Annotated in this window: 22 protein-coding genes; 14 read left to right on the top strand and 8 right to left on the bottom strand. The window is 67.0% G+C overall.

Features of this window, described 5'->3' with window-relative positions:
- Positions 1-7 precede the first annotated feature (7 nt).
- Positions 8-1,090: a cupin domain-containing protein gene (locus EZM81_RS06110; protein WP_136645140.1), complete on the bottom strand. Its 1,083-nt coding sequence runs from the start codon at positions 1,088-1,090 to the stop codon at positions 8-10.
- A 139-nt stretch (positions 1,091-1,229) separates the two neighbouring features.
- On the opposite strand from EZM81_RS06110, the gene EZM81_RS06115 reads away from it, so the two are divergent.
- From EZM81_RS06115 to EZM81_RS06130, 4 genes are all read left to right on the top strand, one after another.
- On the top strand, positions 1,230-3,509 hold the full coding sequence (locus EZM81_RS06115; RefSeq protein WP_136645141.1) for an NADP-dependent malic enzyme: 2,280 nt from the start codon (positions 1,230-1,232) through the stop codon (positions 3,507-3,509).
- Between the two features lie 265 nt (positions 3,510-3,774).
- A complete protein-coding gene (locus tag EZM81_RS06120; protein WP_136645142.1) occupies positions 3,775-5,661 on the top strand; it encodes a propionyl-CoA synthetase in 1,887 nt (628 codons plus the stop codon).
- A gap of 39 nt (positions 5,662-5,700) precedes the next feature.
- Positions 5,701-6,093: a hypothetical protein gene (locus tag EZM81_RS06125; protein WP_136645143.1), complete on the top strand. Its 393-nt coding sequence runs from the start codon at positions 5,701-5,703 to the stop codon at positions 6,091-6,093.
- The gene (locus tag EZM81_RS06130) at positions 6,090-7,505 is read left to right on the top strand and encodes a sigma-54 dependent transcriptional regulator (protein ID WP_136645144.1); all 1,416 of its coding nucleotides are present in this window, start codon (positions 6,090-6,092) and stop codon (positions 7,503-7,505) included. Before EZM81_RS06125 ends, EZM81_RS06130 begins: the two co-directional genes overlap by 4 nt.
- 72 nt (positions 7,506-7,577) lie before the next feature.
- Here EZM81_RS06130 and EZM81_RS06135 read toward each other — a convergent pair whose 3' ends face one another.
- The gene (locus EZM81_RS06135; RefSeq protein WP_240784021.1) at positions 7,578-8,336 is read right to left on the bottom strand and encodes an NAD kinase; all 759 of its coding nucleotides are present in this window, start codon (positions 8,334-8,336) and stop codon (positions 7,578-7,580) included.
- 206 nt (positions 8,337-8,542) lie between these two features.
- Here EZM81_RS06135 and glyA point away from each other — a divergent pair, with 206 nt between their 5' ends.
- Positions 8,543-9,838: a serine hydroxymethyltransferase gene (gene glyA, locus EZM81_RS06140; RefSeq protein ID WP_136645145.1), complete on the top strand. Its 1,296-nt coding sequence runs from the start codon at positions 8,543-8,545 to the stop codon at positions 9,836-9,838.
- 210 nt (positions 9,839-10,048) lie between these two features.
- On the opposite strand, the gene EZM81_RS06145 is transcribed toward glyA, so the two are convergent.
- Positions 10,049-10,540, bottom strand: coding sequence for a GNAT family N-acetyltransferase (locus EZM81_RS06145; protein ID WP_136645146.1), 492 nt, complete (start codon positions 10,538-10,540; stop codon positions 10,049-10,051).
- Between the two features lies 1 nt (position 10,541).
- On the bottom strand, positions 10,542-10,805 hold the full coding sequence (locus EZM81_RS06150) for a YjhX family toxin (protein WP_135449222.1): 264 nt from the start codon (positions 10,803-10,805) through the stop codon (positions 10,542-10,544).
- Between the two features lie 464 nt (positions 10,806-11,269).
- On the opposite strand from EZM81_RS06150, the gene hrpB reads away from it, so the two are divergent.
- Together hrpB and EZM81_RS06160 are read left to right on the top strand one after the other, a co-directional pair.
- Positions 11,270-13,804 (top strand): ATP-dependent helicase HrpB, encoded by a 2,535-nt coding sequence (hrpB, locus tag EZM81_RS06155; RefSeq protein WP_136645147.1) that lies wholly within the window; start codon positions 11,270-11,272, stop codon positions 13,802-13,804.
- A complete protein-coding gene (locus tag EZM81_RS06160; RefSeq protein ID WP_136645148.1) occupies positions 13,801-14,073 on the top strand; it encodes a DUF167 domain-containing protein in 273 nt (90 codons plus the stop codon). Before hrpB ends, EZM81_RS06160 begins: the two co-directional genes overlap by 4 nt.
- Here the strand turns inward: EZM81_RS06160 and EZM81_RS06165 are convergent.
- Positions 14,046-14,288: a hypothetical protein gene (locus tag EZM81_RS06165; RefSeq protein ID WP_135449225.1), complete on the bottom strand. Its 243-nt coding sequence runs from the start codon at positions 14,286-14,288 to the stop codon at positions 14,046-14,048. The genes EZM81_RS06160 and EZM81_RS06165 overlap by 28 nt on opposite strands.
- Positions 14,289-14,425: 137 nt before the next feature.
- On the opposite strand from EZM81_RS06165, the gene EZM81_RS06170 reads away from it, so the two are divergent.
- The 4 genes from EZM81_RS06170 (at position 14,426) to EZM81_RS06185 (ending at position 16,714) form a co-directional block, all read left to right on the top strand.
- Positions 14,426-15,133: a M48 family metallopeptidase gene (locus tag EZM81_RS06170; protein WP_136645149.1), complete on the top strand. Its 708-nt coding sequence runs from the start codon at positions 14,426-14,428 to the stop codon at positions 15,131-15,133.
- 66 nt (positions 15,134-15,199) lie between these two features.
- The gene (locus EZM81_RS06175; RefSeq protein ID WP_136645150.1) at positions 15,200-15,451 is read left to right on the top strand and encodes a DUF6455 family protein; all 252 of its coding nucleotides are present in this window, start codon (positions 15,200-15,202) and stop codon (positions 15,449-15,451) included.
- A 133-nt stretch (positions 15,452-15,584) separates the two neighbouring features.
- Positions 15,585-15,968, top strand: a complete 384-nt coding sequence (locus EZM81_RS06180; RefSeq protein ID WP_135449228.1) for a YigZ family protein — start codon at positions 15,585-15,587, stop codon at positions 15,966-15,968.
- Between the two features lie 29 nt (positions 15,969-15,997).
- Positions 15,998-16,714, top strand: coding sequence for a GNAT family N-acetyltransferase (locus tag EZM81_RS06185; protein WP_136645151.1), 717 nt, complete (start codon positions 15,998-16,000; stop codon positions 16,712-16,714).
- Between the two features lie 139 nt (positions 16,715-16,853).
- Here the strand turns inward: EZM81_RS06185 and EZM81_RS06190 are convergent, their stop codons facing one another.
- On the bottom strand, positions 16,854-17,072 hold the full coding sequence (locus EZM81_RS06190) for a hypothetical protein (RefSeq protein WP_169052319.1): 219 nt from the start codon (positions 17,070-17,072) through the stop codon (positions 16,854-16,856).
- 516 nt (positions 17,073-17,588) lie between these two features.
- Here EZM81_RS06190 and mce point away from each other — a divergent pair.
- On the top strand, positions 17,589-17,993 hold the full coding sequence (mce, locus tag EZM81_RS06195) for a methylmalonyl-CoA epimerase (protein WP_135449231.1): 405 nt from the start codon (positions 17,589-17,591) through the stop codon (positions 17,991-17,993).
- Entirely contained in the window at positions 17,990-18,259 is a 270-nt protein-coding gene (locus EZM81_RS06200; RefSeq protein ID WP_135449232.1) for a DUF1467 family protein, read from the top strand. Before mce ends, EZM81_RS06200 begins: the two co-directional genes overlap by 4 nt.
- 51 nt (positions 18,260-18,310) lie before the next feature.
- On the opposite strand, the gene EZM81_RS06205 is transcribed toward EZM81_RS06200, so the two are convergent.
- The gene (locus tag EZM81_RS06205) at positions 18,311-18,907 is read right to left on the bottom strand and encodes a GcrA family cell cycle regulator (RefSeq protein WP_135449233.1); all 597 of its coding nucleotides are present in this window, start codon (positions 18,905-18,907) and stop codon (positions 18,311-18,313) included.
- A gap of 77 nt (positions 18,908-18,984) precedes the next feature.
- Positions 18,985-20,082, bottom strand: a complete 1,098-nt coding sequence (locus tag EZM81_RS06210) for a Hint domain-containing protein (protein WP_169052320.1) — start codon at positions 20,080-20,082, stop codon at positions 18,985-18,987.
- Positions 20,083-20,468: 386 nt separating this feature from the next.
- Here EZM81_RS06210 and EZM81_RS06215 point away from each other — a divergent pair, with 386 nt between their 5' ends.
- Positions 20,469-21,659, top strand: a complete 1,191-nt coding sequence (locus tag EZM81_RS06215; protein ID WP_136645154.1) for an aspartate aminotransferase family protein — start codon at positions 20,469-20,471, stop codon at positions 21,657-21,659.
- Positions 21,660-21,702 lie beyond the last annotated feature (43 nt).

Consider the following 21,702-nt stretch of genomic DNA (forward strand, 5'->3'; position numbering starts at 1 on the left):
AGAGGCGTCACATCGCCACCACCCGCGTCGGCGGATTGCCGGGCAGCGTTACCTCCAGGAGTTCCAGGTCCGGTGTCGGGTCGGCATAGCGCGTGGCCATGCCCGGCGGGATCACGAAGGCATCGCCCGGCTCCAGCCGGTAGGGGTCTTTCCCTTCGCCCTCCAGGGTCATGGCCCCCTTCATGACGAAGCTGAACAGGATGTCACCGTCATGCACCGTCCACGGCGCAGGCTCTCCTGCAGGCCGCGCCACCATGACCGAGGCCACGCCCTTCGTCGCCGCGTGGATCGTCGTGTCACGCGCCTCGAAGCCCGGGATCCGGAAGGGGCGGAAGATGCCCTCTGCCCCGATGTTGTGAACGAAACGCTGCCCCTCCCATTCCCGCTCGGGCCGGTAATGCGGGGTGGGCAGGGTCATCTCGTGGTCAATCTCGGTGATGTGTTCGGCCGGGACGCCGATCTCCACCACCTGCACCCCCTCGGAATGCAGCACCTTGTGGCGGATGCCCGGCGGCTGGATGAAGCAGTCGCCGGCATGGATACGGCGAACATCCCCCTGATCTTCATACAGAACATCCACCCAGCCCGCGACGCAGAAGATCAGCTGGAAGCCGACCTTGTGGAAATGCACCATGTCGGGCACCGGGCCGTCCGGGACGCGGATGTGGCTGGCGATCATCGCCCCGCCGAGGCGCGAGGGAATCAGGTCGCGATATTCCATCCCGGCCCGCCCGATCACCCAGGGCGCCTGATCGGCCAGGCGGCGCACCACGAAGGCATGTTCCGTTGCCGGCGTGACGACCGGGGGGTTCAGCTCGTCGATCTCCACCCGCGTGCCGTTTGGCGCGACCAGTTCCTTCGCGCCCCCGGCAAAGGTCGGATCGTCGGTCAGGATGCGGATCGTGCCTGGCGCCTCGGGCGCGCCCTTCTGGATGCGGATGCGCAGGCCATGGCCCGACAGAACCGCCACCTCGGGGTTGTCGGCGGGAAAGATCATGTCCAGCCGCATGCCCAGGGTCTTTGTGTAGAAGGGCAGATCCTCCCGCAGTTCATGCGTTGGCAGCCTGACTTCGGCGCGTATTTCCGTCATGGTCATCCCCGTGCTATGGCGGCATCGTGTCTGGCGCGGCTGTGATTTGCAAGCCGGGCGCGAATGGGCTTCAACCGATGCCGCATTGGCGAAAGCATAAAGATGGTTTAACGCTGAACCATCTTCGCGGGAGGAACGGATGGACGAGGCACGGCACGACGGCGCGCGACAGGCGGCACTGGACTACCATGAATTTCCCAAGCCCGGAAAACTGGAAATCCGTGCGACCAAGCCCCTTGCCAACGGCCGCGACCTGGCCCGCGCCTATTCCCCGGGCGTGGCCGAGGCCTGCCTCGAGATCAAGGCCGATCCGGCGACGGCCAGCCGTTACACCTCCAAGGGCAACCTCGTCGCCGTGATTTCGAACGGCACTGCGGTCCTTGGCCTCGGCAACATCGGGGCGCTCGCGTCCAAGCCGGTGATGGAGGGCAAGGCGGTCCTGTTCAAGAAGTTCGCCAACATCGACTGCTTCGACATCGAGGTGAACGAACCCGACCCGGTGAAGCTGGCCGAAATCGTCTGCGCGCTGGAACCCACCTTCGGTGCGGTGAACCTAGAGGACATCAAGGCGCCCGACTGCTTCATCGTGGAAAAGCTGTGTCGCGAGAGGATGAAAATTCCGGTTTTCCACGACGACCAGCATGGCACGGCGATCGTGGTTGGCGCTGCCGCAACGAATGCGATGATCGTCGCGGGCAAGCGGTTCCAGGACATCAAGGTGGTCTCCACCGGCGGCGGCGCGGCGGGCATTGCCTGCCTGGAAATGCTGGTAAAACTGGGGGTCCGTCGCGAGAACATCTGGCTTTGCGATCTGGAGGGTCTGGTCTATCGCGGCCGCGAGGCGCAGATGACCCCGCAGAAAGAGGCCTTCGCCCAGGGCGACCGTCCGGCAACCCTTTCCGATGTGATCGCGGGCGCCGACCTGTTCCTCGGTCTGTCCGGCCCCGGCGTGCTGACGCCCGAGATGGTGGCGAAGATGGCGCCGAACCCGATCATCTTCGCGCTTGCCAACCCCACCCCGGAAATCCTGCCAGACGAGGCTCGCAAGGTCGCCCCCGGCGCGATCATCGCCACCGGGCGGTCGGACTTCCCGAACCAGGTCAACAACGTCCTCTGCTTCCCCTTCATCTTCCGCGGCGCGCTGGACGTGGGCGCGACCACGATCAACGACGCGATGGAACTGGCCTGCATCGAGGGCATCGCCGCGCTGGCCCGCGCCACCACCTCGGCCGAGGCCGCCGCCGCCTACCGGGGCGAGACCATGGCCTTCGGCCCCGACTATCTGATCCCGAAGCCCTTCGATCCCCGGTTGATCGGCACCGTGGCAAGTGCCGTGGCCCGTGCGGCGATGGAAACCGGCGTCGCAACACGGCCCATCGAGGATCTCGACGCCTACAAGCGCAAGCTTGATGGTTCGGTGTTCAAGTCGGCCCTTCTGATGCGGCCGGTGTTCGAGGCCGCCCGCACTGCCGCCCGCCGCATAGTCTTTGCCGAAGGCGAGGACGAGCGCGTGCTGCGCGCGGCCAATGCGATCCTGGAAGAGACGACCGAGGTGCCAATCCTGATCGGACGGCCCGAGGTGGTAGAGGCGCGCTGCGAACGTTTCGGCCTGCCGATCCGGCCGGGGCGCGACTTCCACCTGGTCAACCCGGAAAACGACCACCGCTACCGCGATTACTGGGGCACCTATCACGAATTGATGGCCCGCCGCGGCGTCACACCCGACATCGCCCGCGCGGTGATGCGCACCAACACCACTGCAATCGCCGCGATCATGGTGCACCGCGAGGAAGCCGACAGCATGATTTGCGGCACCTTCGGCCAGTACAACTGGCACCTCGGCTATGTGCGCCAGATCCTCGCGCGCGGCGGCCTGCACCCGGTAGGCGCCCTGTCGATGATGATCCTGGAAGACGGTCCACTTTTCATCGCCGACACCCATGTGCATTCGGAACCCACCCCGCAGCAGATCATGGAAACCGTGATCGGCGCGGCTCGCCATGTCCGCCGGTTCGGCATCACCCCGAAGATCGCGCTCTGCACCCAGTCGCAGTTCGGCAACATGGACAATGCCTCTGCCCGCCGGATGCGCGAGGCGCTGGAACTGCTGGACGTCCGCGAGCCCGATTTCGCATATGAGGGCGAAATGAATATCGACGCCGCGCTGGACCAGTCGATCCGCGACCGGCTTCTGCCCAATTCGCGCTATGACGGAGCGGCAAACGTGCTGGTCTTCGCCTCGTCGGAAGTGGCCTCGGGCGTGCGCAACATCCTGAAGGTCAAGGCAGGCGGGCTGGAGGTCGGGCCGATCCTGATGGGCATGGGCAACAAGGCGCATGTGGTGACCCCGGCGATCACCGCGCGGGGCCTTCTGAACATGTCGGCGATCGCCGGCACACCGGTCGCGCATTACGGCTGACCGTTCGCAGATTTCTTCAAAGAAGTCGGCCCGAAGCCTTCAAGGGCTCCGGTGCGGAGCTTTCGAAAACTCCGCACCGCCTTTGCAAATCTTTCGTGCAACGGATCAGGCGATTTGCAGGCGGCCATTGGTTTGCAAATATTTGTCCCGTTACGCCGCAAATTCTGCAAATCTGTCGCACTCCGCTAACGGTAACACCGTTGCGCCCCGGGCATCCCATGGCATACCACCATCACGAGGAGACATCGGCAGGGGGGAGATCGCGATGGGCTATGCGCAGGTTTATGACCAGTGGCGGAACGACCCGGAGGGGTTCTGGCTCTCGGCAGCGGGGGGCATCGACTGGGTGAAGAAGCCCGCAAAGGCGCTGGATGACAGCCGCGCCCCCCTTTTCGAATGGTTCACCGACGCCGAGGTAAACACCTGCTGGAATGCCGTCGATCGCCACGTTGCCGCCGGCCGTGGCAAGCAGCCCGCGATCATTCACGACAGCCCCGTCACCGGAACGAAACACGTCATCACCTATGCCGAATTGCAGGACCGCGTCGCCCGTCTTGCGGGCGCGCTGAAGGCCCGCGGCATCGAAAAGGGCGACCGGGTCATCATCTACATGCCCATGGTCCCCGAGGCGCTGGAGGCGATGCTTGCCTGCGGGCGGATCGGCGCGATCCATTCGGTGGTCTTCGGCGGCTTCGCGGCACATGAACTTGCCGTCCGCATCGACGACTGCACGCCCAAGGCGATCATCGCCGCCTCCTGCGGGATCGAGCCCTCTCGAGTGGTCCACTACAAGCCGCTCCTCGACGCGGCCATCGACCAAGCCGCCCACAAGCCCGACTTCTGCGTGATCTTCCAGCGCGAGCAGGAGGTGGCCGCCCTCACCCCCGGCCGCGATCTAGACTGGCACGCCTTCCAGCACGGGGTGACGCCCGCCGACTGCGTGCCCGTCGCGGGCAACCATCCGGCCTATATCCTCTACACCTCGGGCACCACGGGGGCGCCGAAGGGCGTGGTGCGGCCCACCGCCGGGCATCTCGTGGCGCTGAACTGGACCATGCGCGCGATCTACAACGTCGGCGCGGGCGACGTGTTCTGGGCCGCCTCGGACGTGGGCTGGGTCGTCGGCCACAGCTACATCTGCTACGGCCCCCTGATCGCCGGCTGCACCACCGTCGTCTACGAAGGCAAGCCCGTCGGCACCCCAGACGCCGCCGCCTTCTGGCGCGTCATCAACGAACACAAGGTGCGCAGCTTCTTCGCCGCGCCCACCGCCCTTCGCGCCATCAAGCGCGACGACCCGGACGGCAAGCTGGTCCCCCCGCTGCCGACGCTCCAGGCGCTCTATCTGGCGGGCGAACGCGCCGACCCCGACACGATCCACTGGGCGCAGACCCACCTGAAGGTGCCGGTGATCGACCACTGGTGGCAGACAGAGACCGGCTATGCCATCGCCGCCAACCCGCTTGGCATCGAACATCTGCCGGTCAAGATCGGCAGCCCTTCCGTGCCCATGCCCGGATTCGACGTGCAGGTGCTGGACGAGGGCGGCCACCCGGTTTCCCCCGGCACGCTCGGCGCCATCGCAATCAAGTTGCCACTACCGCCCGGCACCCTTCCGACGCTGTGGAATGCCGAGGACCGCTTCCGCAAGAGCTACCTCGACCACTTCCCCGGCTACTACGAGACCGGCGACGCGGGCTATGTCGATGAGGACGGCTATCTCTACATCATGGCCCGCACCGACGATGTCATCAACGTCGCCGGCCACCGACTGTCCACCGGCGCGATGGAGGAGGTGCTTGCATCGCACAAGGACGTGGCCGAATGCGCCGTGATCGGCGTGGCCGACGAACTGAAGGGTCAGTCGCCGCTGGGCTTCCTCTGCCTCAACAAGGGTTCGAACCGCCCGCATGACGAGGTGGTGAAGGAATGCGTGCAACTGATCCGCGACCAGATCGGCCCCGTCGCCGATTTCAAGCGCGCCGTGGTGGTGGACCGCCTGCCCAAGACCCGCTCGGGCAAGATCCTGCGCGGCACCATGGTCAAGATCGCCGACGGCCAGCCCTGGAAGATGCCCGCCACCATCGACGACCCCGCGATCCTGGACGAGATCACGCTGGCGCTGCGCTCGATCGGCCTGGCCAAGGACTGAGACTGGACAGACCTGCCGTGCTCGGGCAATCTTTGCATTATGCAAAGCCCCCTGCACCCCCGCCCTGAGGTTCCGGCCCTGCCCGGCGGCTTTGACGCAGCCCGGCTGCGGCACCTTCTGCGCCTGGTCGGCCCGGAAGAGGCCCCGGCGCTGCTGGCACAGCTTCGGCTTGATCTTGCAGGCTGCGCCGAGGGCATCGCGCGGGCTGCTGCTGGCCCTGACTGGGACAACCTGCGCGAGGCCAGCCATGTGCTGATCTCGCTGGCCGGTTCGGCGGGCGCTTTGACCCTGCACGAACAGGCGCAGGCACTGAACGTGGCAGCGCATGCCCGTGACCCGGCGACGCTTGCCGACCTTCTGCCCCTGCTTCAGGCCGACCTCGCCGCCCTGATCGCCGTGGTCGATACCACCGCCGCCGAGGCACAGGAATGAAGACCCCGACAACTTCTCGCCCGCCGCTGCTGCTGATCGAGGATACCAGCTCGCTTCAGATGGTCTATCGCTCGATCCTTTCCGGGGCGGGGTTCCGCGTCTCGGTCGCGGGATCGGCTGCAGAAGGGCTTGCCCAGTTCCAGGCCCTGCGTCCCGCGGTGGTGCTGCTGGACCTGGTGCTGCCGGACCGTGACGGTTTGCAGCTGATGCAGGAATTCCTTGCCATGCAACCCGAAACTGCAATCATTGCCATTACCGCCAACGGATCGGTCAACCGCGCGGTCGAGGCGATGCGGGCGGGTGCGCATGACTTCCTTGTGAAACCATTCGATGAAAACCGCCTGCTCGGCGCGGTGCAGAACCTGCTCAAAGAACGCGGAGAGCGCCGGGCCGAGGAGTCAGGCATCGTGCCCTCGGTCGAGAGCGCAACCTTGCCCGATACCTCCGGCTTCATCGGCTCTTCCGAGGCGATGAAACGCATCCATGCCACCATCGCCTCGGTCGCGCGCTCCATGGCCACCGTTTTCATCACCGGCGAAAGTGGCACCGGGAAAGAACTTTGCGCTCTGGCCGTCCATGCCAATTCGGCCCGCGCCTCGGGCCCCTTCATCGCACTCAACTGCGGCGCCATCCCGCAGGACCTGCTGGAAAGCGAAGTATTCGGTCACATGAAGGGCAGCTTCACCGGCGCAATCTCTGACAAGCCGGGCGCGGCGGCGGCGGCCGACGGGGGAACGCTGTTCCTCGACGAGATCTGCGAAATGGCGCCCGCGCTGCAGACCAAGCTCCTGCGTTTCCTGCAGACCTCTACCGTCCAGCCCGTGGGGGCCACCCGGCCCCGCAAGGTGAACGTCCGCATCGTCTGTGCCACCAACCGCGACCCGCTGGATGCCGTCCGCCGCGGCCAGTTCCGCGAGGATCTATACTACCGCCTGTTCGTCGTGCCGATCCACATGCCGCCTCTGCGCGAGCGCGGCCATGACGTGATCGAAATCGCCGAGGCCGCGCTCCAGCGCTTTGCCGAGGAAGAAGGGCGACGGTTTCATGGCCTGACCCCGGAGACCCGCGCGTTGCTGCTGCAACTGCCTTGGCCGGGGAACGTGCGGCAACTGCTGAACGTGATCCGCAACGTCGTCGTGCTGAACAGGGGGGGCTGGGTGACGCCCGAGATGCTGCCTCCCGGACTGGCCGACGACCTTCCTGCCCGCGCGACATCCGGTCCGCAGCCGGACCCCGACCTGCCCACGACCGACAGCCTGGTCGGCTTGACCCTGGCCGAGGCAGAGCGGCTGCTGATCGAGGCAACACTTGCCCGCCACGGCAATTCGATCCCGCGGGCCGCGCGCGTGCTGGATGTCTCGCCCTCCACGCTATACCGGAAGATCGAGGGCTGGAAGGCGCGCGCCTCCTGACGACTGCCTGGCACGTCTTTGGCACACGGGCAGCCAAGATCCGGTCACACAAGCAACGCGCGTGCTACGGCGTCAGGTGAACTGCTCGCCGATCAGGCGTTCCTCCAGTCCGTGGCCCGGATCGAACAGCAGCCTGTGCGTGACCGAAGGCTCGGTCCTGACCTCGACGCTTGCGACATTGCGCACCGAGGACCGGCTGTCGGCATCCGCCATCACCGGCCGCTTTTCGGCCTCAAGCACCTCGAACCGCACCACGGCGGATGACGGCAAGAGCGCCCCCCGCCAGCGTCGGGGCCGGAAGGCCGACATCGCCGTCAGCGCCAGCACGTCCGATCCGATGGGCAGGATCGGCCCGTGCGCCGAATAATTGTAGGCGGTGGATCCCGCGGGCGTTGCCACCAACGCCCCGTCGCAGACCAGTTCTTCCAGTCGCACCCGCCCGTCGACCGAGATGCGCAGCTTTGCCGCCTGCGGCCCCTGGCGCAGAAGCGAGACCTCGTTGATCGCAAGCGCCTCGGTCACCCTGCCCTTTGCATTCACTGCCCGCATCGCCAGAGGATGGATCACCGTCTCTTCGGCCGCGCGCAGGCGCTCGATCAGGCCGTCTTCGGCATAGGCGTTCATCAGAAAGCCGATCGTGCCACAGTTCATGCCATAGACCGGCAGCCGGCGCCCATGCGCCGCGTGCAGCGTTTCCAGCATGAAGCCGTCACCGCCCAGCGCCACGATCACCTCGGCCGTCCGGGGCTCGGCCTGGCCATAGCGCGCGGTCAGCGCCGCCAGCGCCGCCACGGCGGCAGGGGCCCTCGATGCCGTGAACCTGATGCGCACCCTCGCCCCCCTTCCCGCCCGGCTGTTTCGAACCTTGACCCCGCGTGCCGGGAAACTCAAGCCTGCGCCAGCGGAGGCGATGGCCCTTCCTGTTCCGTGCGGCAAGAATATTTCGCCCCCGATCCGGATCATGTCGGATTCTTGCCTTTCCCGATGTGCCGCCATGCTCTAGATAGCGCGCACATCCACGCCCGGAGGACCTGACGATGAATGCACCCCACCGCGATACCGGCTTCTTCACCGAACCCCTGTCCTCCCGCGACCCGGAGCTGTTCGGGGCCATCACCCAGGAACTGGGCCGCCAGCGGCACGAGATCGAACTGATCGCCTCGGAAAACATCGTGTCCCGCGCGGTGATGGAGGCGCAGGGCTCGGTGATGACCAACAAGTATGCCGAAGGCTACCCGGGCAAGCGTTATTACGGCGGCTGCCAGTATGTGGACATCGCCGAGAACCTGGCGATCGAGCGCGCCTGCAAGCTGTTCGGGTGCAGCTTCGCCAATGTTCAGCCGAATTCGGGCAGCCAGGCCAATCAGGGCGTCTTCCAGGCGCTGATCAAGCCCGGTGACACCATCCTCGGCATGTCGCTCGATGCGGGCGGCCACCTGACCCATGGCGCTGCGCCGAACCAGTCGGGCAAATGGTTCCACGCCGTCCAGTATGGTGTGCGCAAGCAGGATCTCGAACTGAACTACGACCAGGTGCAGGAACTGGCGACCGAGCACAAGCCGAAGCTGATCATTGCCGGCGGCAGCGCCATTCCCCGGATCATCGACTTCAAGCGGATGCGCGAAATCGCCGACAGCGTGGGCGCCTACCTTCTGGTGGACATGGCCCATTTCGCGGGCCTCGTCGCTGCGGGGCTCTACCCCAGCCCCTTCCCGCATGCCCATGTCGCCACCACCACCACGCACAAGACGCTGCGCGGGCCCCGTGGCGGCATGATCCTGACCAATGACGAGGAGATCGCCAAGAAGGTCAACTCGGCGATCTTCCCCGGCATCCAGGGCGGGCCGCTGATGCATGTCATCGCCGCCAAGGCCGTGGCCTTCGGCGAAGCGCTGCGGCCCGAGTTCAAGGACTACCAGCGCCAGGTGATCGCCAATGCGAAGGCGCTGGCAGACGAGCTGATGAAGGGCGGGCTCGACATCGTGACCGGCGGCACCGATACCCACCTTATGCTGGTGGACCTGCGGCCCAAGGGCGTGAAGGGCAACGCGACCGAAAAGGCGCTGGGTCGCGCGCACATCACCTGCAACAAGAACGGTATCCCCTTCGACACCGAAAAGCCGACGATCACCTCCGGCGTCCGCCTCGGCACCCCGGCAGGCACCACGCGCGGCTTCGGTGAGCCCGAATTCCGCCAGATCGCCCGCTGGATCATCGAGGTTGTGGATGGTCTGGCAGCCAACGGCGAAGACGGCAACTCGGCGGTGGAGGCCAAGGTGAAAGCCGAAGTCGAGGCCCTCTGCCAGCGCTTCCCGATCTACCCGGAGCTTTGAACGGCGCAGGGTGCGCTACAGCGCACCACGCCGGGCACGCCACCGGGGGGCACCCGAGTGCGGGTTCAACCCGGTGGCCCCCTCCCCTTCAGTGCAGGGCTTGAGTGACAACGCCGAACCTCAGGTCATGGCCCTTGACGACCAGCAGCAGGCGAGACGGTTGTCCCGCCGGTCCTGGCGGCCGTGACAAGGGGGCCTCGGTCACTCCGATCACTGCAGGCCGAACGCGGGATGATGGATCAGATCGCCTTGGGGGTAACTGTCATCGAACGGCAGGGCCTGCACGAACCGTGGCGGGACAACGCCCAGCCGCAAGCCTGGAAAAGCCCTGAACCTGAACCGGGCATTGTAGTCGGGATCGCCGACAAGGGCCGCCCCCCTGCAGCGTCTCCGCAACAGGAGGATCGCTTCGGCCATGAGGGCGCTTCCGATCCCCTGGCCGCGCCGCATGGGCAGGACGGTAACAGGACCGATCAGGCCCCAGCCCGACACCGCACCGATCCGCGCATCCGAGGCGGCCAGATAACCCACGACCTGGCCCCGGTCCTCGGCGACGAGCGACAGGCTCAGGGCATTGTCTGCCCTGAGCCTGTCCACGATCGCAGCCTCTGTTCCGGTGGATTGTGGCAATAGCTTCATGGCCTCGGTCACGACCGCACGGATCGCCGGGGCATCACTGTCGATTTCATTGCGGATCAACATGTCATGCTCCCTGATTGTCGAGCTGCGCCCTTACGGAAAGGCGACCGCGTTTCGAGATGAGATAGGGCCCGCCGGACCGCGATTCGATCAGCCGCTTACGTCGAAGCTTGTTGAAGACAGTCATGTCCAGGTCGGACAGGATCATGCCTTCGCGCGTGATGCACATGACAGAGGTGATCTTGGGGCCATTCTCCCGCTCGTGCAGGATACGGCCGCCCAGCGCCAGAACGTGCAGCGCACGTTGTTCGTTTCTTGAGATGTTCATGGAAGTCTCGTGTGACAATGCAAACCAGGCCAGGCGCAAAGGCACCCGGCGGCCTTGGCCTCACGCGGCTCTCTGAAACTCAGAGAGCCGTGTCACACAAGCTCTGACATCCAGTCTCCATTGTCCGGGTGAAGAATGTTCTTCGCACCCCGTGTCCCGGGATAGACCATTCAGCGTCTCATCTCAACCCCGCACGACGGCGCCCGTGCAGGGGTCTGCTGCGCCTGCCGCCAGCCCGGCCAATCGCCGGACCGCCCCAGCCCCGGCAAACCACCCGCCCCCCGGCGGCCTGGCGACTGCCGCAGCGTTGCGCGAGGTTGGCGCGTCACGGGCCCGGGAGCACCCGGCTGCTGGGAAGTCGTGCCACGCCTTCCCGACGAGGTCACAGGACAGGATTCCAACCCCATCCCCTCTCCCGCACAAATGCCCTTCCGGAGACGCCACCCGCGCGCCATAAGCGGGGCATGTCGGACCTGCCCGTGACATCGATCCTGCCAGACCTGGCCAACGCCCTTGCCGCCCGGGGCATGGCCGTCCTCCAGGCCCCGCCCGGCGCGGGAAAGACCACGGTCGTGCCGCTTGATCTGCTGGCGCGGGGGCTGGTCACGGGCCGGATGATCATGCTGGAACCCCGTCGCCTGGCCGCCCGGGCAGCGGCGGAGCGGATGGCGGAAACCCTTGGCGAACGGGTCGGCCAGACGGTTGGCTACCGTATCCGGGGCGAAGCGAAGATTTCGTCCGCCACCCGGATCGAGGTGGTGACCGAAGGCATCCTGACCCGGATGATCCAATCGGATCCGGAACTTGCAGGCACGGGCCTCGTCATCTTCGACGAGTTTCACGAACGCAGCCTGAATGCCGATCTCGGCCTGGCGCTGTGCCTCGAAGTGCGGGGCGCATTGCGCGAGGATCTGAAGCTTCTGGTCATGTCGGCGACGCTGGACGCCGCGCCGGTGGCAGCCCTGATGGGCGGGGCCCCGGTGGTGACATCCGAGGGGCGCGCCTTTCCGGTGGATACGCGCTGGCTGCCCCGACCGCCCGACCCCTCGATGCGGCTGGAGGCGGTCGTCGCGGGCGCCGTGAAGGCGGCGCTGGCTGAAACGGAAGGCGGGATGCTGGTCTTCCTTCCCGGCGAGGCAGAGATCCGGCGGGTCGAAGCGATGCTTGCGGGCCTTCCCGGCGTGGCAGTGCGCCCCCTTTTCGGGGCCATGGACTTCACCGCGCAGCGGGCTGCCCTGGCGCCGGTCGAGGGGCGCAAGGTGGTGTTGGCCACCTCGATCGCCGAAACCTCGCTCACACTGCCCGACATCCGGGTGGTGGTGGACTCGGGGCGCGCGCGCCGGGCGCGGTTCGACCCGAATTCCGGCATGTCGCGACTGGTGACCGAGCGGGTGACCAGGGCCGAGGCAGAACAGCGCCGGGGCCGTGCCGGGCGGGTCGGGCCGGGGGTATGCTACCGACTGTGGACGAAGGGCGAAGAGGGCGGGCTGGCCCCCTTCCCCCCGGCCGAGATCGAGGTGGCCGACCTTGCCGGGCTGGCGTTGGAACTGGCGCTCTGGGGCGGGGCCGACCTGCCCTTCCTCACCCCGCCGCCCGCGGGGCCTCTGGCCGAGGCGCGCAGCCTGCTGATGGGGCTGGGGGCGCTGGACGAACGGGGGCACATTACCGCGCACGGTCGGACGCTGGCCGGCCTGCCCCTGCATCCGCGGTTGGCGCACATGCTGGCAGTGGCAGGGCCGAAGGCGGCTACGCTGGCCGCCCTGCTGGCCGAACGCGACCCCTTGCGCGGGGCGCCGCCCGATCTGACCTTGCGCATGCAGGCGGTGGCGCGACCGGGGCCCGAAGCCGACCGGGGCGTGATCGTGCGCATCCGGGCCGAGGCAAGGCGCCTGGCGGCAGCGGCACGCGCGATAGAGGGCGCGCCCCCTCGCCCATCCCTTCCTCACGAGGGGGAGGGGAGGCGCGCAATGGAACGGGGCGGGACAGCGGATCCGGGTGCCTCTCTCCCCCCGCGTGGGGGAGGGACGGAGAGGGGTGGCGATGCCGCAGGCTACAGCCTGGCCGAGATGGCTGCGCTGGCCTACCCCGACCGCATAGGCCTGCGCCGCAAGGGCGAGGCTCCGCGCTGGGTGCTGTCGGGCGGCAAGGGGGCGGCGATGGCGCCCGGCTTGCCCCTGTCGGGCGCGCGGCTGATCGTGGCAACCGATCTTGACGGCGACGCGCGCGAGGCAACGATCCGCCAGGCCGTGGCAATTTCCGAGGCCGAGGTCCGCAGACTTCATGGCGACCGCATCCGATGGGTCGAGGTCTGCGAATGGTCGCGCCGCGAAGGCCGGGTTCTGGCGCGGCGTCAGGAACGACTGGGCGCGCTGGTGCTGGACGACCGGCCCTGGGATGCGCCCCCCGAAGCCGTGGCAAGAGCGGCGCTCGATGGGGTGCGGCTTCTGGGTCTGCCCTGGACACCGGCCGCACGGCGGCTTCGGGCACGCGCCAGGCTTGCCCGCGGTGCCGACTGGCCAGGGGTGGAGGATGCCGACCTACTGGCCAGCGCCGAGGATTGGCTTCTTCCGCATCTGACCGGCATCAGGACCGAGGCCGATCTCCGGGGGTTCGACCTTCTGCCCGCGCTTCAGGCCCATCTTGGCTGGGACCGGCTGGCCGAGATGGACCGGCTGGTTCCCGGTCATTTCGAGACACCTCTGGGGCGGAAGATCCCGATCGACTATGAAGGGGAGGTGCCGTCGATCGAGGTCCGGTTGCAGGAAATGTTCGGGGTGACGGTTCACCCCGCGGTCGGGCAGGACCGGATGCCGCTTCGCATCACGCTTCTGTCCCCGGCGCAGCGCCCGGTGCAAGTGACGACCGACCTGCCACGCTTCTGGGCAACATCCTATGCCGATGTCAGAAAGGACATGCGCGGCGCCTACCCGCGCCACCCCTGGCCCGAGGATCCGACACAGGCGGAACCCACGCTGCGCGCCAAGCCGAGGGGGACATGACCGATCTTTCGCACCTCGCCCAACCGGGGGCGACCTTTGCCGTCCGTGTCACGCCGGGTGCCCGTCGTGCGGCGCTGGAACTGGCCGAAGGCGTCATCCGCATCAGCGTCACCGCCCCGCCCGAGGATGGCCGGGCAACCGAGGCAGCCCGTGCCGCACTTGCTGACGCGCTTGGCGTCGCCAGGACGCGGCTCACACTGATCCGGGGAGCGAAGTCGCGCGACAAGCTGTTCCGGCTGGATCAGCCGGGCGAACGCTCTAGCCGGTAGCTGCCTTCCGGCAGGTTCAGCGCGGCAGCGAGGTCACGCACCTGCCCCATCGACAGGGTGATGCGCATCACCTCGTCGGTGCGGGGATCGAGCTGATCGATCGTCACGCAATCCTCGAAGGCGGTAATGGTGACGTCCTCGGTCAGGGGCAGATCCTCACCCTCATCGACAAGGGTGATGACGGTCGAGTCGAATTCGTGCTCGATGGTGAACATACGCTCAGCCTATCCGCAGCCATCGCCCCCGGCAACGGGATTTGCGGCCTGACACATGCGTGATCCGGCCCCAGGGCAGGCTTTCCCCTGCCCTGCGTTTTGCTACCCTTCGCGGAACCACCCAGCGAGGACCTCCGATGCGCCTGCCCCTTCTTGCCGCCCTGATCCTGTCGCTTGGCGGGTGCGTCGCGACTGCGCCCACGCCACCACCGGTGCAGACGGTGGCGGCCTCCCCGGCACAGCCGCCACGCGCAGCTGCCGAAACCTTCCTGCGCGTCGTCGCCGCGGTAGAGCCGGTGGCGGAACAGGTCTGTCGCACGCGGGGCATCGTTCCGAATTGCGACTTCCGGATCGTGGTGGACGACCGACCGCGCCAGCCGCCGAATGCCTTCCAGACGCTTGACCGCCAGGGGCGGCCGGTGGTGGGTTTCACGCTGGCGCTGATCGCCGATGCCCGCAATGCCGACGAGCTGGCCTTCGTCCTTGGGCACGAGGCCGCGCATCATATCGCGGGCCACATCCCCCGGCGGCAGGATCAGGCCCTGACCGGGGCCCTGGTGGCCGGCGTGCTGGCCCAGGCCAGCGGCCTGTCGCCAGATGAGGTGCGCGCCGCACAGAACCTGGGGGCAGAAGTCGCCGCCCGCAGCTACAGCCGAGAGTTCGAATTGGAGGCCGATGCCCTGGGCGCCGAGATCGCATTGCTTGCCGGCTTCGACCCGATGCTCGGCGCGGGCTTCTTCGATCGCCTTCCCGACCCGGGCGACCGCTTCCTGGGCAGTCACCCGCCGAACGCACAGCGCAAGGCTGTCGTTGCCGCGACGGTACGGCGCCTGCGCGGCTATTGATCTGCGTCAAGGCAGTTGATCGGAGGCTTCTGCATTCTGATTGCAATGGGTCAGGAGGGCCTGGCGATGATCGGATATGCGGATTCCCCGAAGGCATGGTGGCTGACACGCGGCATGGCGCGTATCAGCGGGGTGAACCTGCCGCGGGCTGTGGTCGAGGGCTGGTTGCAGCGATCCGAGCTTGAAAGGCTGGTCGCGCGCTGCGCCGCCTGCACCCGTGGCGAACTTTGCGAGACCTGGCTGATGAAGTCAGGAAACGCCAGGTCGATGCCGGGTTTCTGCCCGAACAAGGCCGAGATCGAGGCCCTGAGCGCCTGAGCCTTCCCGCGCGCGGAGATCTGGCCTCTTCCCCTTGGCCCCGCGCTTTCCTGCGGCGCCTGACCATCCTCCCGGTCGGGCGCCGTCTTTTTTTTCGCTGCCAAGGGCGCCCGGTCCGTGCGATGCTGGCGCCATGATCGTTCTGGAAGATGTGCTGCGCGACCGTGGCTCGCGCTATGCTGCCTCGGCCGGCCCGGTGACCACCCGCGCCGGCATCGAGAGCTTTCTCGCCGAATTGCGCCAGCGCCGCCGCTTTGCCAAGGCCACCCATCACAGCTGGGCTGCCGTGCTTTCGAATGGTGGCCCCCTGAAGGGCGACGATGGCGAGGCGGGTGCCGGAGCGGTGATTCTGAAGATGCTCGAACGCGAGGGGCTGACTGATCACATCGTTGTCGTCACACGCTGGTATGGCGGAGTGAACCTTGGGGGCGACCGCTTTGCGCATGTGGTCACCTGCACGCGTGCGGCCCTTGCCGCGCTGCGCGACAGCTTGCAGGCAAAGGGTGCCCGGACATAGCCTCGCATGACATCGGCAGGGGGGCAGAAGTGAACGATCGGAAACTTGGCAGACCGGTGCCGGACTGGACCCCACCGCCCCGGCCAGACCGCGAAAGGCTGGAAGGCCGGCTGGTGCGACTGGAACCGCTTGTGGCCGATGCCCATGCCCTGGCGCTGCATGATGCTTTCGAGGGCCACGATGACCTGTGGGATTACATGCCCTACGGGCCTTTCACCTCGGGCACGGCTTATCATCGCTGGGCCAGGCAGCGCGAAGCGGGCGATGATCCGCAGTTCCTTGTTCTTGTCGATCAGGCAAGCGGGCTGCCGGGCGGCATCGCCAGCTATCTGCGGATCACGCCAGAGGCCGGTTCGATCGAGGTGGGGCACATCTGCATCGCGCCCCGGATGCAGCGTGGTGCAGCGGCGACAGAAGCCATGTTCCTGATGATGGACTGGGCTTTCCACGCAGGCTATCGGCGCTACGAATGGAAATGCAACGCGCTGAATCTTGCCTCGCGCCGGGCGGCACAGCGGCTGGGCTTCAGCTTCGAGGGTGTGTTCCGCAACCACCTGATCGTCAAGGGCCGGAACCGCGACACGGCCTGGTTCAGCGTGATCGACAGCGAATGGCCCGCCCTGCAAGAAGCCTTCCGTGTCTGGCTGGACCCCACGAATTTCGATGCCATGGGACGGCAGCGCGAACGGCTTTCCGATCTGACGCGGCTGGTGCGTGCCGCAAGCGACCCCGCGCTGGAGAGATGAGGGCTGCAAATGCCTGCACATGGCCACCGCCGGCTGCGCAATCAGACCACCCGGTGCAGGGCACGAAACCGTTCCCCCAGCGTCGCAGCATCGCCGCATGTGCCCGGCGCCCGACCCTGGTTGCTGCAATCGGCGCAGGCTACTCCATCACCTCGTCGCCAGCCGTCCGGGCAAGACTGCGGGCAAAACCCGTTTCATGGGCAGGATCGGCCCCGCCGGCTCTGATCAGGGCTGCCGCCCGGGCCAGATCGTCGCAATGCGCGATCGGATCACTGCATACGATGGCCGGTTCCGCGCCTTGGGGTTCGGGCCCGACCCCGGCCAGATGTTGCCCGATCCGGTTGCACAATGCCGGCAATCGACGGGATCAGTTTATCGAAGCGGGCCGGTGCACTGGCACCCGGCGCCGCATCGCCCCCGCAGGATCGTTGCCGATTGCCAGAACCGGCAGGCCCCGGGCGGCCACTGCCGCAATCAGCGCCTGACCGCGGCCGTCCGGCAGGCCAGCGATCCACGATCACCAGGTTCCGCCGATGGCAGGCCGGAAAAAAAGGCGCGGGGGCAAGGGTTTCTGCCCGGCGCAGCCGCGCGCCAAAGCGCTGGCAGCTCAGCCTTGGCATCTCGCACGCCAGACGGCTGTCTTCCGCCGCAAACCGGGTAAGCCCGCGCCAGGGCTATGCAGTGCCCTGCGCAACATCGGCAGTCGCCGGGCAGCCATCAGGGAAAGGGCATGATCGCTCTCCTTCAGCATGGGGCGAAACTGCGCCCGCTCCGGCAAGCGCGCGGCAAACGCCGCTGCGACCGACTGACGCTTGCATGGGGCGCCCCGCCCCCGCATAAGCCGGGTCAGAGAGCTTGCGAGGGATGAAGCCCCATGATCGGACGCCTGAACCATGTCGCCATCGCCGTGCCCGACCTGACGGCTGCGGCAGAGCAGTATCGCCATGCCCTTGGCGCCAAGGTCGGAGAGCCCCAACCCGAGCCCGACCACGGCGTGACGGTGGTCTTCATCGAGCTGCCGAACACGAAGATCGAACTTCTGCACCCCTTGGGCGAAAACTCCCCCATTGCCGGATTCCTGGAAAAGAACCCGGCCGGCGGCATCCACCACATCTGTTATGAGGTTGACGATATCCTTGCCGCACGCGACCACCTGAAGGCGACCGGTGCGCGTGTCCTGGGAACGGGCGAACCGAAGATCGGTGCGCATGGCAAGCCGGTTCTGTTCCTGCACCCAAAGGATTTCAACGGCTGTCTCGTGGAGCTTGAACAGGCATGAACATCACCGCCGCCATCGTGATGTATGCAGTCACCTGGTTCATGACCTTCTTTGTCGTGCTGCCGATCCGTACGGTAAGCCAGGCAGAAAGCAGAAAGGTCGAGCCCGGCACCCCCCCAGGCGCTCCGGCCCAGGAAATCGTCGGTCGCAAGGCCTGGCTGACCACCCTGATCGCCACACCCATCTGGGCGGTGATCTGCGGCATCATCCTGTCGGGCTGGATCACGGTGGCCGACCTTGACTGGTTCGGCCGGATGGGGCGCTGAGAAAGAAGGGGGGCCCTGCCCCCCTTGTCTTGCCGGACCGTCTGTCCCGCCTCAGCGGCGGCGGTCGCGACGGGCGCTCATCGGCTGGAAGGCCACGCCGACATGGGCCTCGCAATAGGGTTTGCCGGGCAGAGACGGCAGGCCGCAGAACCAGAAGTCGTCCGTCGCCGGGTCGCCGATCGGCCATTTGCAGGTGCGTTCGGTCAGCTCCATCAGGGTCAGCTTGCGGGCGCGCTTTTCCACCTCGCGCACCGAAGCCAGGGCCTCGGGGCTGATCTCGTTTAGGCTGGGCTGCGGCGGCAGCGGCTGACCGGCCGGGATGATCGCCTTGCGCACCGGAAGGGGCGTCACGTTCGTCGCCGGCGCCGCACCGGCCGGTGCGGCAGGACGCTGCGCCTCGCTCCGCGGCGCGGCGGGTGCGGGTTCGGGGCGGGCGGCAGGTTCGGCGCGGGGCGGGGCAGCAGCCGGCGCGGGTGCCTCGTCCTCGTCATCCTTGCCGCCGACACGGTTTGACAGACCCAGCCGATGGACCTTGCCGATCACCGCGTTACGGGTGACCCCGCCCAGCTCCTTGGCGATCTGGCTGGCCGACTGGCCCTCGCTCCACATGCGCTTGAGCGTTTCGACGCGCTCGTCGGTCCAGGACATCCCGTTCTCCACCTGTCATGTTGACGGGCCATTCTATCCGCGCCAGGCCGGTGGCTGCAAGGGCAGCCACGCAAGGCTCATCCGGGAAGGGCAAGCACTCGTGCTTCTGCCGACCCAACGATCGGGAAGGCCGCCCTTCGGCGTTCCAGGGGCATGTGCGGAAAGAGCGCCGCGATCTCCTGCCGCTGGGCAGCATCCAGCGCCAAAAGGCCGGCCTTGCCCGGATGGAAGCTTTCGAACAGCGCACCCTCGGCCAGGATCACCTCATGCCGGTCGAACAGCAGGTGGCAGAAGGTCGCCTGCGCCTGCGCCTGCGGCACCACCTGGCGGATCGTATTGCCGTTCACCAGCGCCTTCGCTGCAATCAGGACCTGTTCCTCGCCGAAGAAGACTTCGGCCCGCCAGTCGTGCAACAGCATCCGGTGGCCCGGCAAGACCAGAAGCGGCCGGATGTTGCCGCAGGCCGCGGCCTCGAAAAGCACGGGCCGAAGTTCGGGCCGGTGCAGGAAGACCTCCCTCGGGATGGCACGGCTTCCGATCCAGCGCAGCGGCTGCGAGCCGTTGTCCAGCGTCGTGACCAGATCGCCCACCCGCAGCTCCTCGATCTTGCGCGGGCCGTCCGGCGTGTCGATCAGCGCGCCCTGGGCGAGACCGAACAGGCTTGCCCAGCCAGCCGGGCCGACGGGCGCATCATCTGGCGCGATCGGGCCGTTCAATCCAAGAAGCCGCAGGGCATCGCCGGGCAGCGGGTCGATGGCCGCGACGATCGTGTAGTGCAGGTCCGGGTCGGGCGGGATCTCGCCGATCACGCCGACCTTCACATCGTCGATGCTGACCATGTGGAAGACATGGTCCTGATGCGGCACCCGGTTCGACCGCGCGATGATCCGGCATTCCAGACCGACGCGGGCGCCCGGCGTGCCGAACGGGCTTGCGGCAGCGACCACCGGCTGCACCCGGCCATCGTCGGCCGCGGCATGGGTCATGGCGGGCTCACCATGCCGCACCCAGACGGTCGTTGTTGCCGGGCCTCCGGGGTTCAGCCAGAACCGAGCGCCCGGGACGCAGAAGCCCCGGGCCGCGCCAGCCCCGACCCGTTCAACCCCGGACTGACCTGTGTCGTCGGCAAAACTGAACTGGTCGAAGGCAAGGAATCCGAACTGGTAGACCGGCACTGCTGCTCTGTCCTTGTCTTCCCGGGCATTCGGCACGCACCGCGGCCTTCTTGAAGGTTCCATAGAAGATCGCACAAGCGGTTCACAAGCGCGATGCCAAACCTTCCGGCAAGGGAGGCACCCGATCTCTGCTGCGAATCCGGCAGCAGGGCGAACGCACCGGGCAGATTCCGGTTTACCCGGATGCGCCTGCGCGCTAATCGGGCAACCATGACCGCAGGAACACGCCCGCTTCTCGCCACGCACCGACGCCGCTGCGTCTGAACCCATCCTGCCGTCGCCGGATGGCCTTTCTGCATGTGCGCCCTCCGGTCAAACCTCCAGAGACGTTGACTAGGCCACCGCCCTCGGGCACCCATTGGCCTTGCATTGCAAAGGACCCTGCCATGATCCCGTCCGTTCTGCCGACCTACAACCGCGCTCCCCTGGCCTTTGTCCGGGGTGCGGGAAGCTGGCTCGAGGCCGAGGACGGGCGCCGATATCTCGATCTCGGCGCCGGGATTGCGGTGAACGCCCTGGGCCACGCCCATCCCGACCTTGTCAGGACGCTGACGGACCAGGCCGCCAGGCTCTGGCACGTCTCGAACGTCTACCGCATCCCGGAACAGGAACGGCTGGCCGATCTTCTGGTGGAGCGCACCTTCGCCGATACCGTCTTCTTCACCAATTCCGGCACCGAGACGACCGAGCTTGCCATCAAGATGGCACGCAAGTTCCATTACGAGAACGGCCACCCGGAACGGGTGGAGATCGTGGCCTTCGAAGGTGCCTTCCACGGCCGGTCGACCGGCGCGATCGCGGCGGCCGGATCGGAAAAGATGGTCAAGGGCTACGGTCCGCTGATGCCCGGCTTCGTCCACCTCAAATGGCCTGCGGGCGAGGCCGACCACGCTGCCATCCGCGCCGCCATCACCGAACGGACCTGCGCCGTCATCATCGAACCGATCCAGGGCGAGGGCGGCATCCGTGTCGTGCCCGATCAGTGCCTCAAGGGCCTGCGCGACCTGTGCGACGCGACCGGCACGCTTCTTGTCCTCGACGAGGTACAGTGCGGCATGGGTCGCACCGGGCGCCTTTTCGCACATGAATGGGCCGGCATGACCCCGGACATCATGCTCGTCGCCAAAGGCATCGGTGGCGGCTTCCCGCTGGGCGCGGTGCTGGCCACCGAACGCGCGGCCAGCGGAATGACCGCAGGCACGCACGGCTCTACCTATGGCGGCAATCCGCTGGCCTGTGCTGTGGGAGCAAAGGTCGTTGAGCTGGTCTCCGACCCTGCCTTCCTTTCCGAGGTCGCCCGCAAGGGCGCCATGTTCCGGCAGGGTCTCGAAAGCCTGGTCGCGTGCCATCCGTCCGTGTTCGAGGCCGTCCGCGGCGAGGGCCTGATGCTTGGCCTCAAGTGCAGGGTTGCGCCTGCGGACGTGGTGAAGGCGGGCTACGATGCAGGCGTCCTGACGGTAGCTGCGGCCGATAATGTCCTGCGCATCCTGCCAGCGCTGAACATCCCCGATGAAGACATCGCCGAGGCGCTCATCCGCCTCGACCAGGCGGCCGGCTATTTCGAGAAAGCCGCCTGACTTGCTCTTTTCCCAAATACTCACGGGGGTCCGGGGGTGTGAA

The organism is Tabrizicola sp. YIM 78059, assembly GCF_004959785.1.
In the GTDB taxonomy this organism is placed as follows: domain Bacteria; phylum Pseudomonadota; class Alphaproteobacteria; order Rhodobacterales; family Rhodobacteraceae; genus Tabrizicola; species Tabrizicola caldifontis.

What these genes read in the sequence shown, in the direction of transcription:
- hrpB (WP_136645147.1), top strand. Translation starts at nt 11,270, where the DNA reads ATGTCGGACCTGCCCGTGACATCGATCCTGCCAGACCTGGCCAACGCC.
- EZM81_RS06200 (WP_135449232.1), top strand. Translation starts at nt 17,990, where the DNA reads ATGAACATCACCGCCGCCATCGTGATGTATGCAGTCACCTGGTTCATG.
- EZM81_RS06205 (WP_135449233.1), bottom strand. Translation starts at nt 18,907, where the DNA reads ATGTCCTGGACCGACGAGCGCGTCGAAACGCTCAAGCGCATGTGGAGC.
- EZM81_RS06160 (WP_136645148.1), top strand. Translation starts at nt 13,801, where the DNA reads ATGACCGATCTTTCGCACCTCGCCCAACCGGGGGCGACCTTTGCCGTC.
- EZM81_RS06125 (WP_136645143.1), top strand. Translation starts at nt 5,701, where the DNA reads ATGCAAAGCCCCCTGCACCCCCGCCCTGAGGTTCCGGCCCTGCCCGGC.
- EZM81_RS06175 (WP_136645150.1), top strand. Translation starts at nt 15,200, where the DNA reads ATGATCGGATATGCGGATTCCCCGAAGGCATGGTGGCTGACACGCGGC.
- EZM81_RS06170 (WP_136645149.1), top strand. Translation starts at nt 14,426, where the DNA reads ATGCGCCTGCCCCTTCTTGCCGCCCTGATCCTGTCGCTTGGCGGGTGC.
- EZM81_RS06180 (WP_135449228.1), top strand. Translation starts at nt 15,585, where the DNA reads ATGATCGTTCTGGAAGATGTGCTGCGCGACCGTGGCTCGCGCTATGCT.
- EZM81_RS06120 (WP_136645142.1), top strand. Translation starts at nt 3,775, where the DNA reads ATGGGCTATGCGCAGGTTTATGACCAGTGGCGGAACGACCCGGAGGGG.
- EZM81_RS06165 (WP_135449225.1), bottom strand. Translation starts at nt 14,288, where the DNA reads ATGTTCACCATCGAGCACGAATTCGACTCGACCGTCATCACCCTTGTC.
- EZM81_RS06110 (WP_136645140.1), bottom strand. Translation starts at nt 1,090, where the DNA reads ATGACGGAAATACGCGCCGAAGTCAGGCTGCCAACGCATGAACTGCGG.
- EZM81_RS06130 (WP_136645144.1), top strand. Translation starts at nt 6,090, where the DNA reads ATGAAGACCCCGACAACTTCTCGCCCGCCGCTGCTGCTGATCGAGGAT.
- EZM81_RS06150 (WP_135449222.1), bottom strand. Translation starts at nt 10,805, where the DNA reads ATGAACATCTCAAGAAACGAACAACGTGCGCTGCACGTTCTGGCGCTG.
- EZM81_RS06115 (WP_136645141.1), top strand. Translation starts at nt 1,230, where the DNA reads ATGGACGAGGCACGGCACGACGGCGCGCGACAGGCGGCACTGGACTAC.
- mce (WP_135449231.1), top strand. Translation starts at nt 17,589, where the DNA reads ATGATCGGACGCCTGAACCATGTCGCCATCGCCGTGCCCGACCTGACG.
- glyA (WP_136645145.1), top strand. Translation starts at nt 8,543, where the DNA reads ATGAATGCACCCCACCGCGATACCGGCTTCTTCACCGAACCCCTGTCC.
- EZM81_RS06215 (WP_136645154.1), top strand. Translation starts at nt 20,469, where the DNA reads ATGATCCCGTCCGTTCTGCCGACCTACAACCGCGCTCCCCTGGCCTTT.
- EZM81_RS06145 (WP_136645146.1), bottom strand. Translation starts at nt 10,540, where the DNA reads ATGTTGATCCGCAATGAAATCGACAGTGATGCCCCGGCGATCCGTGCG.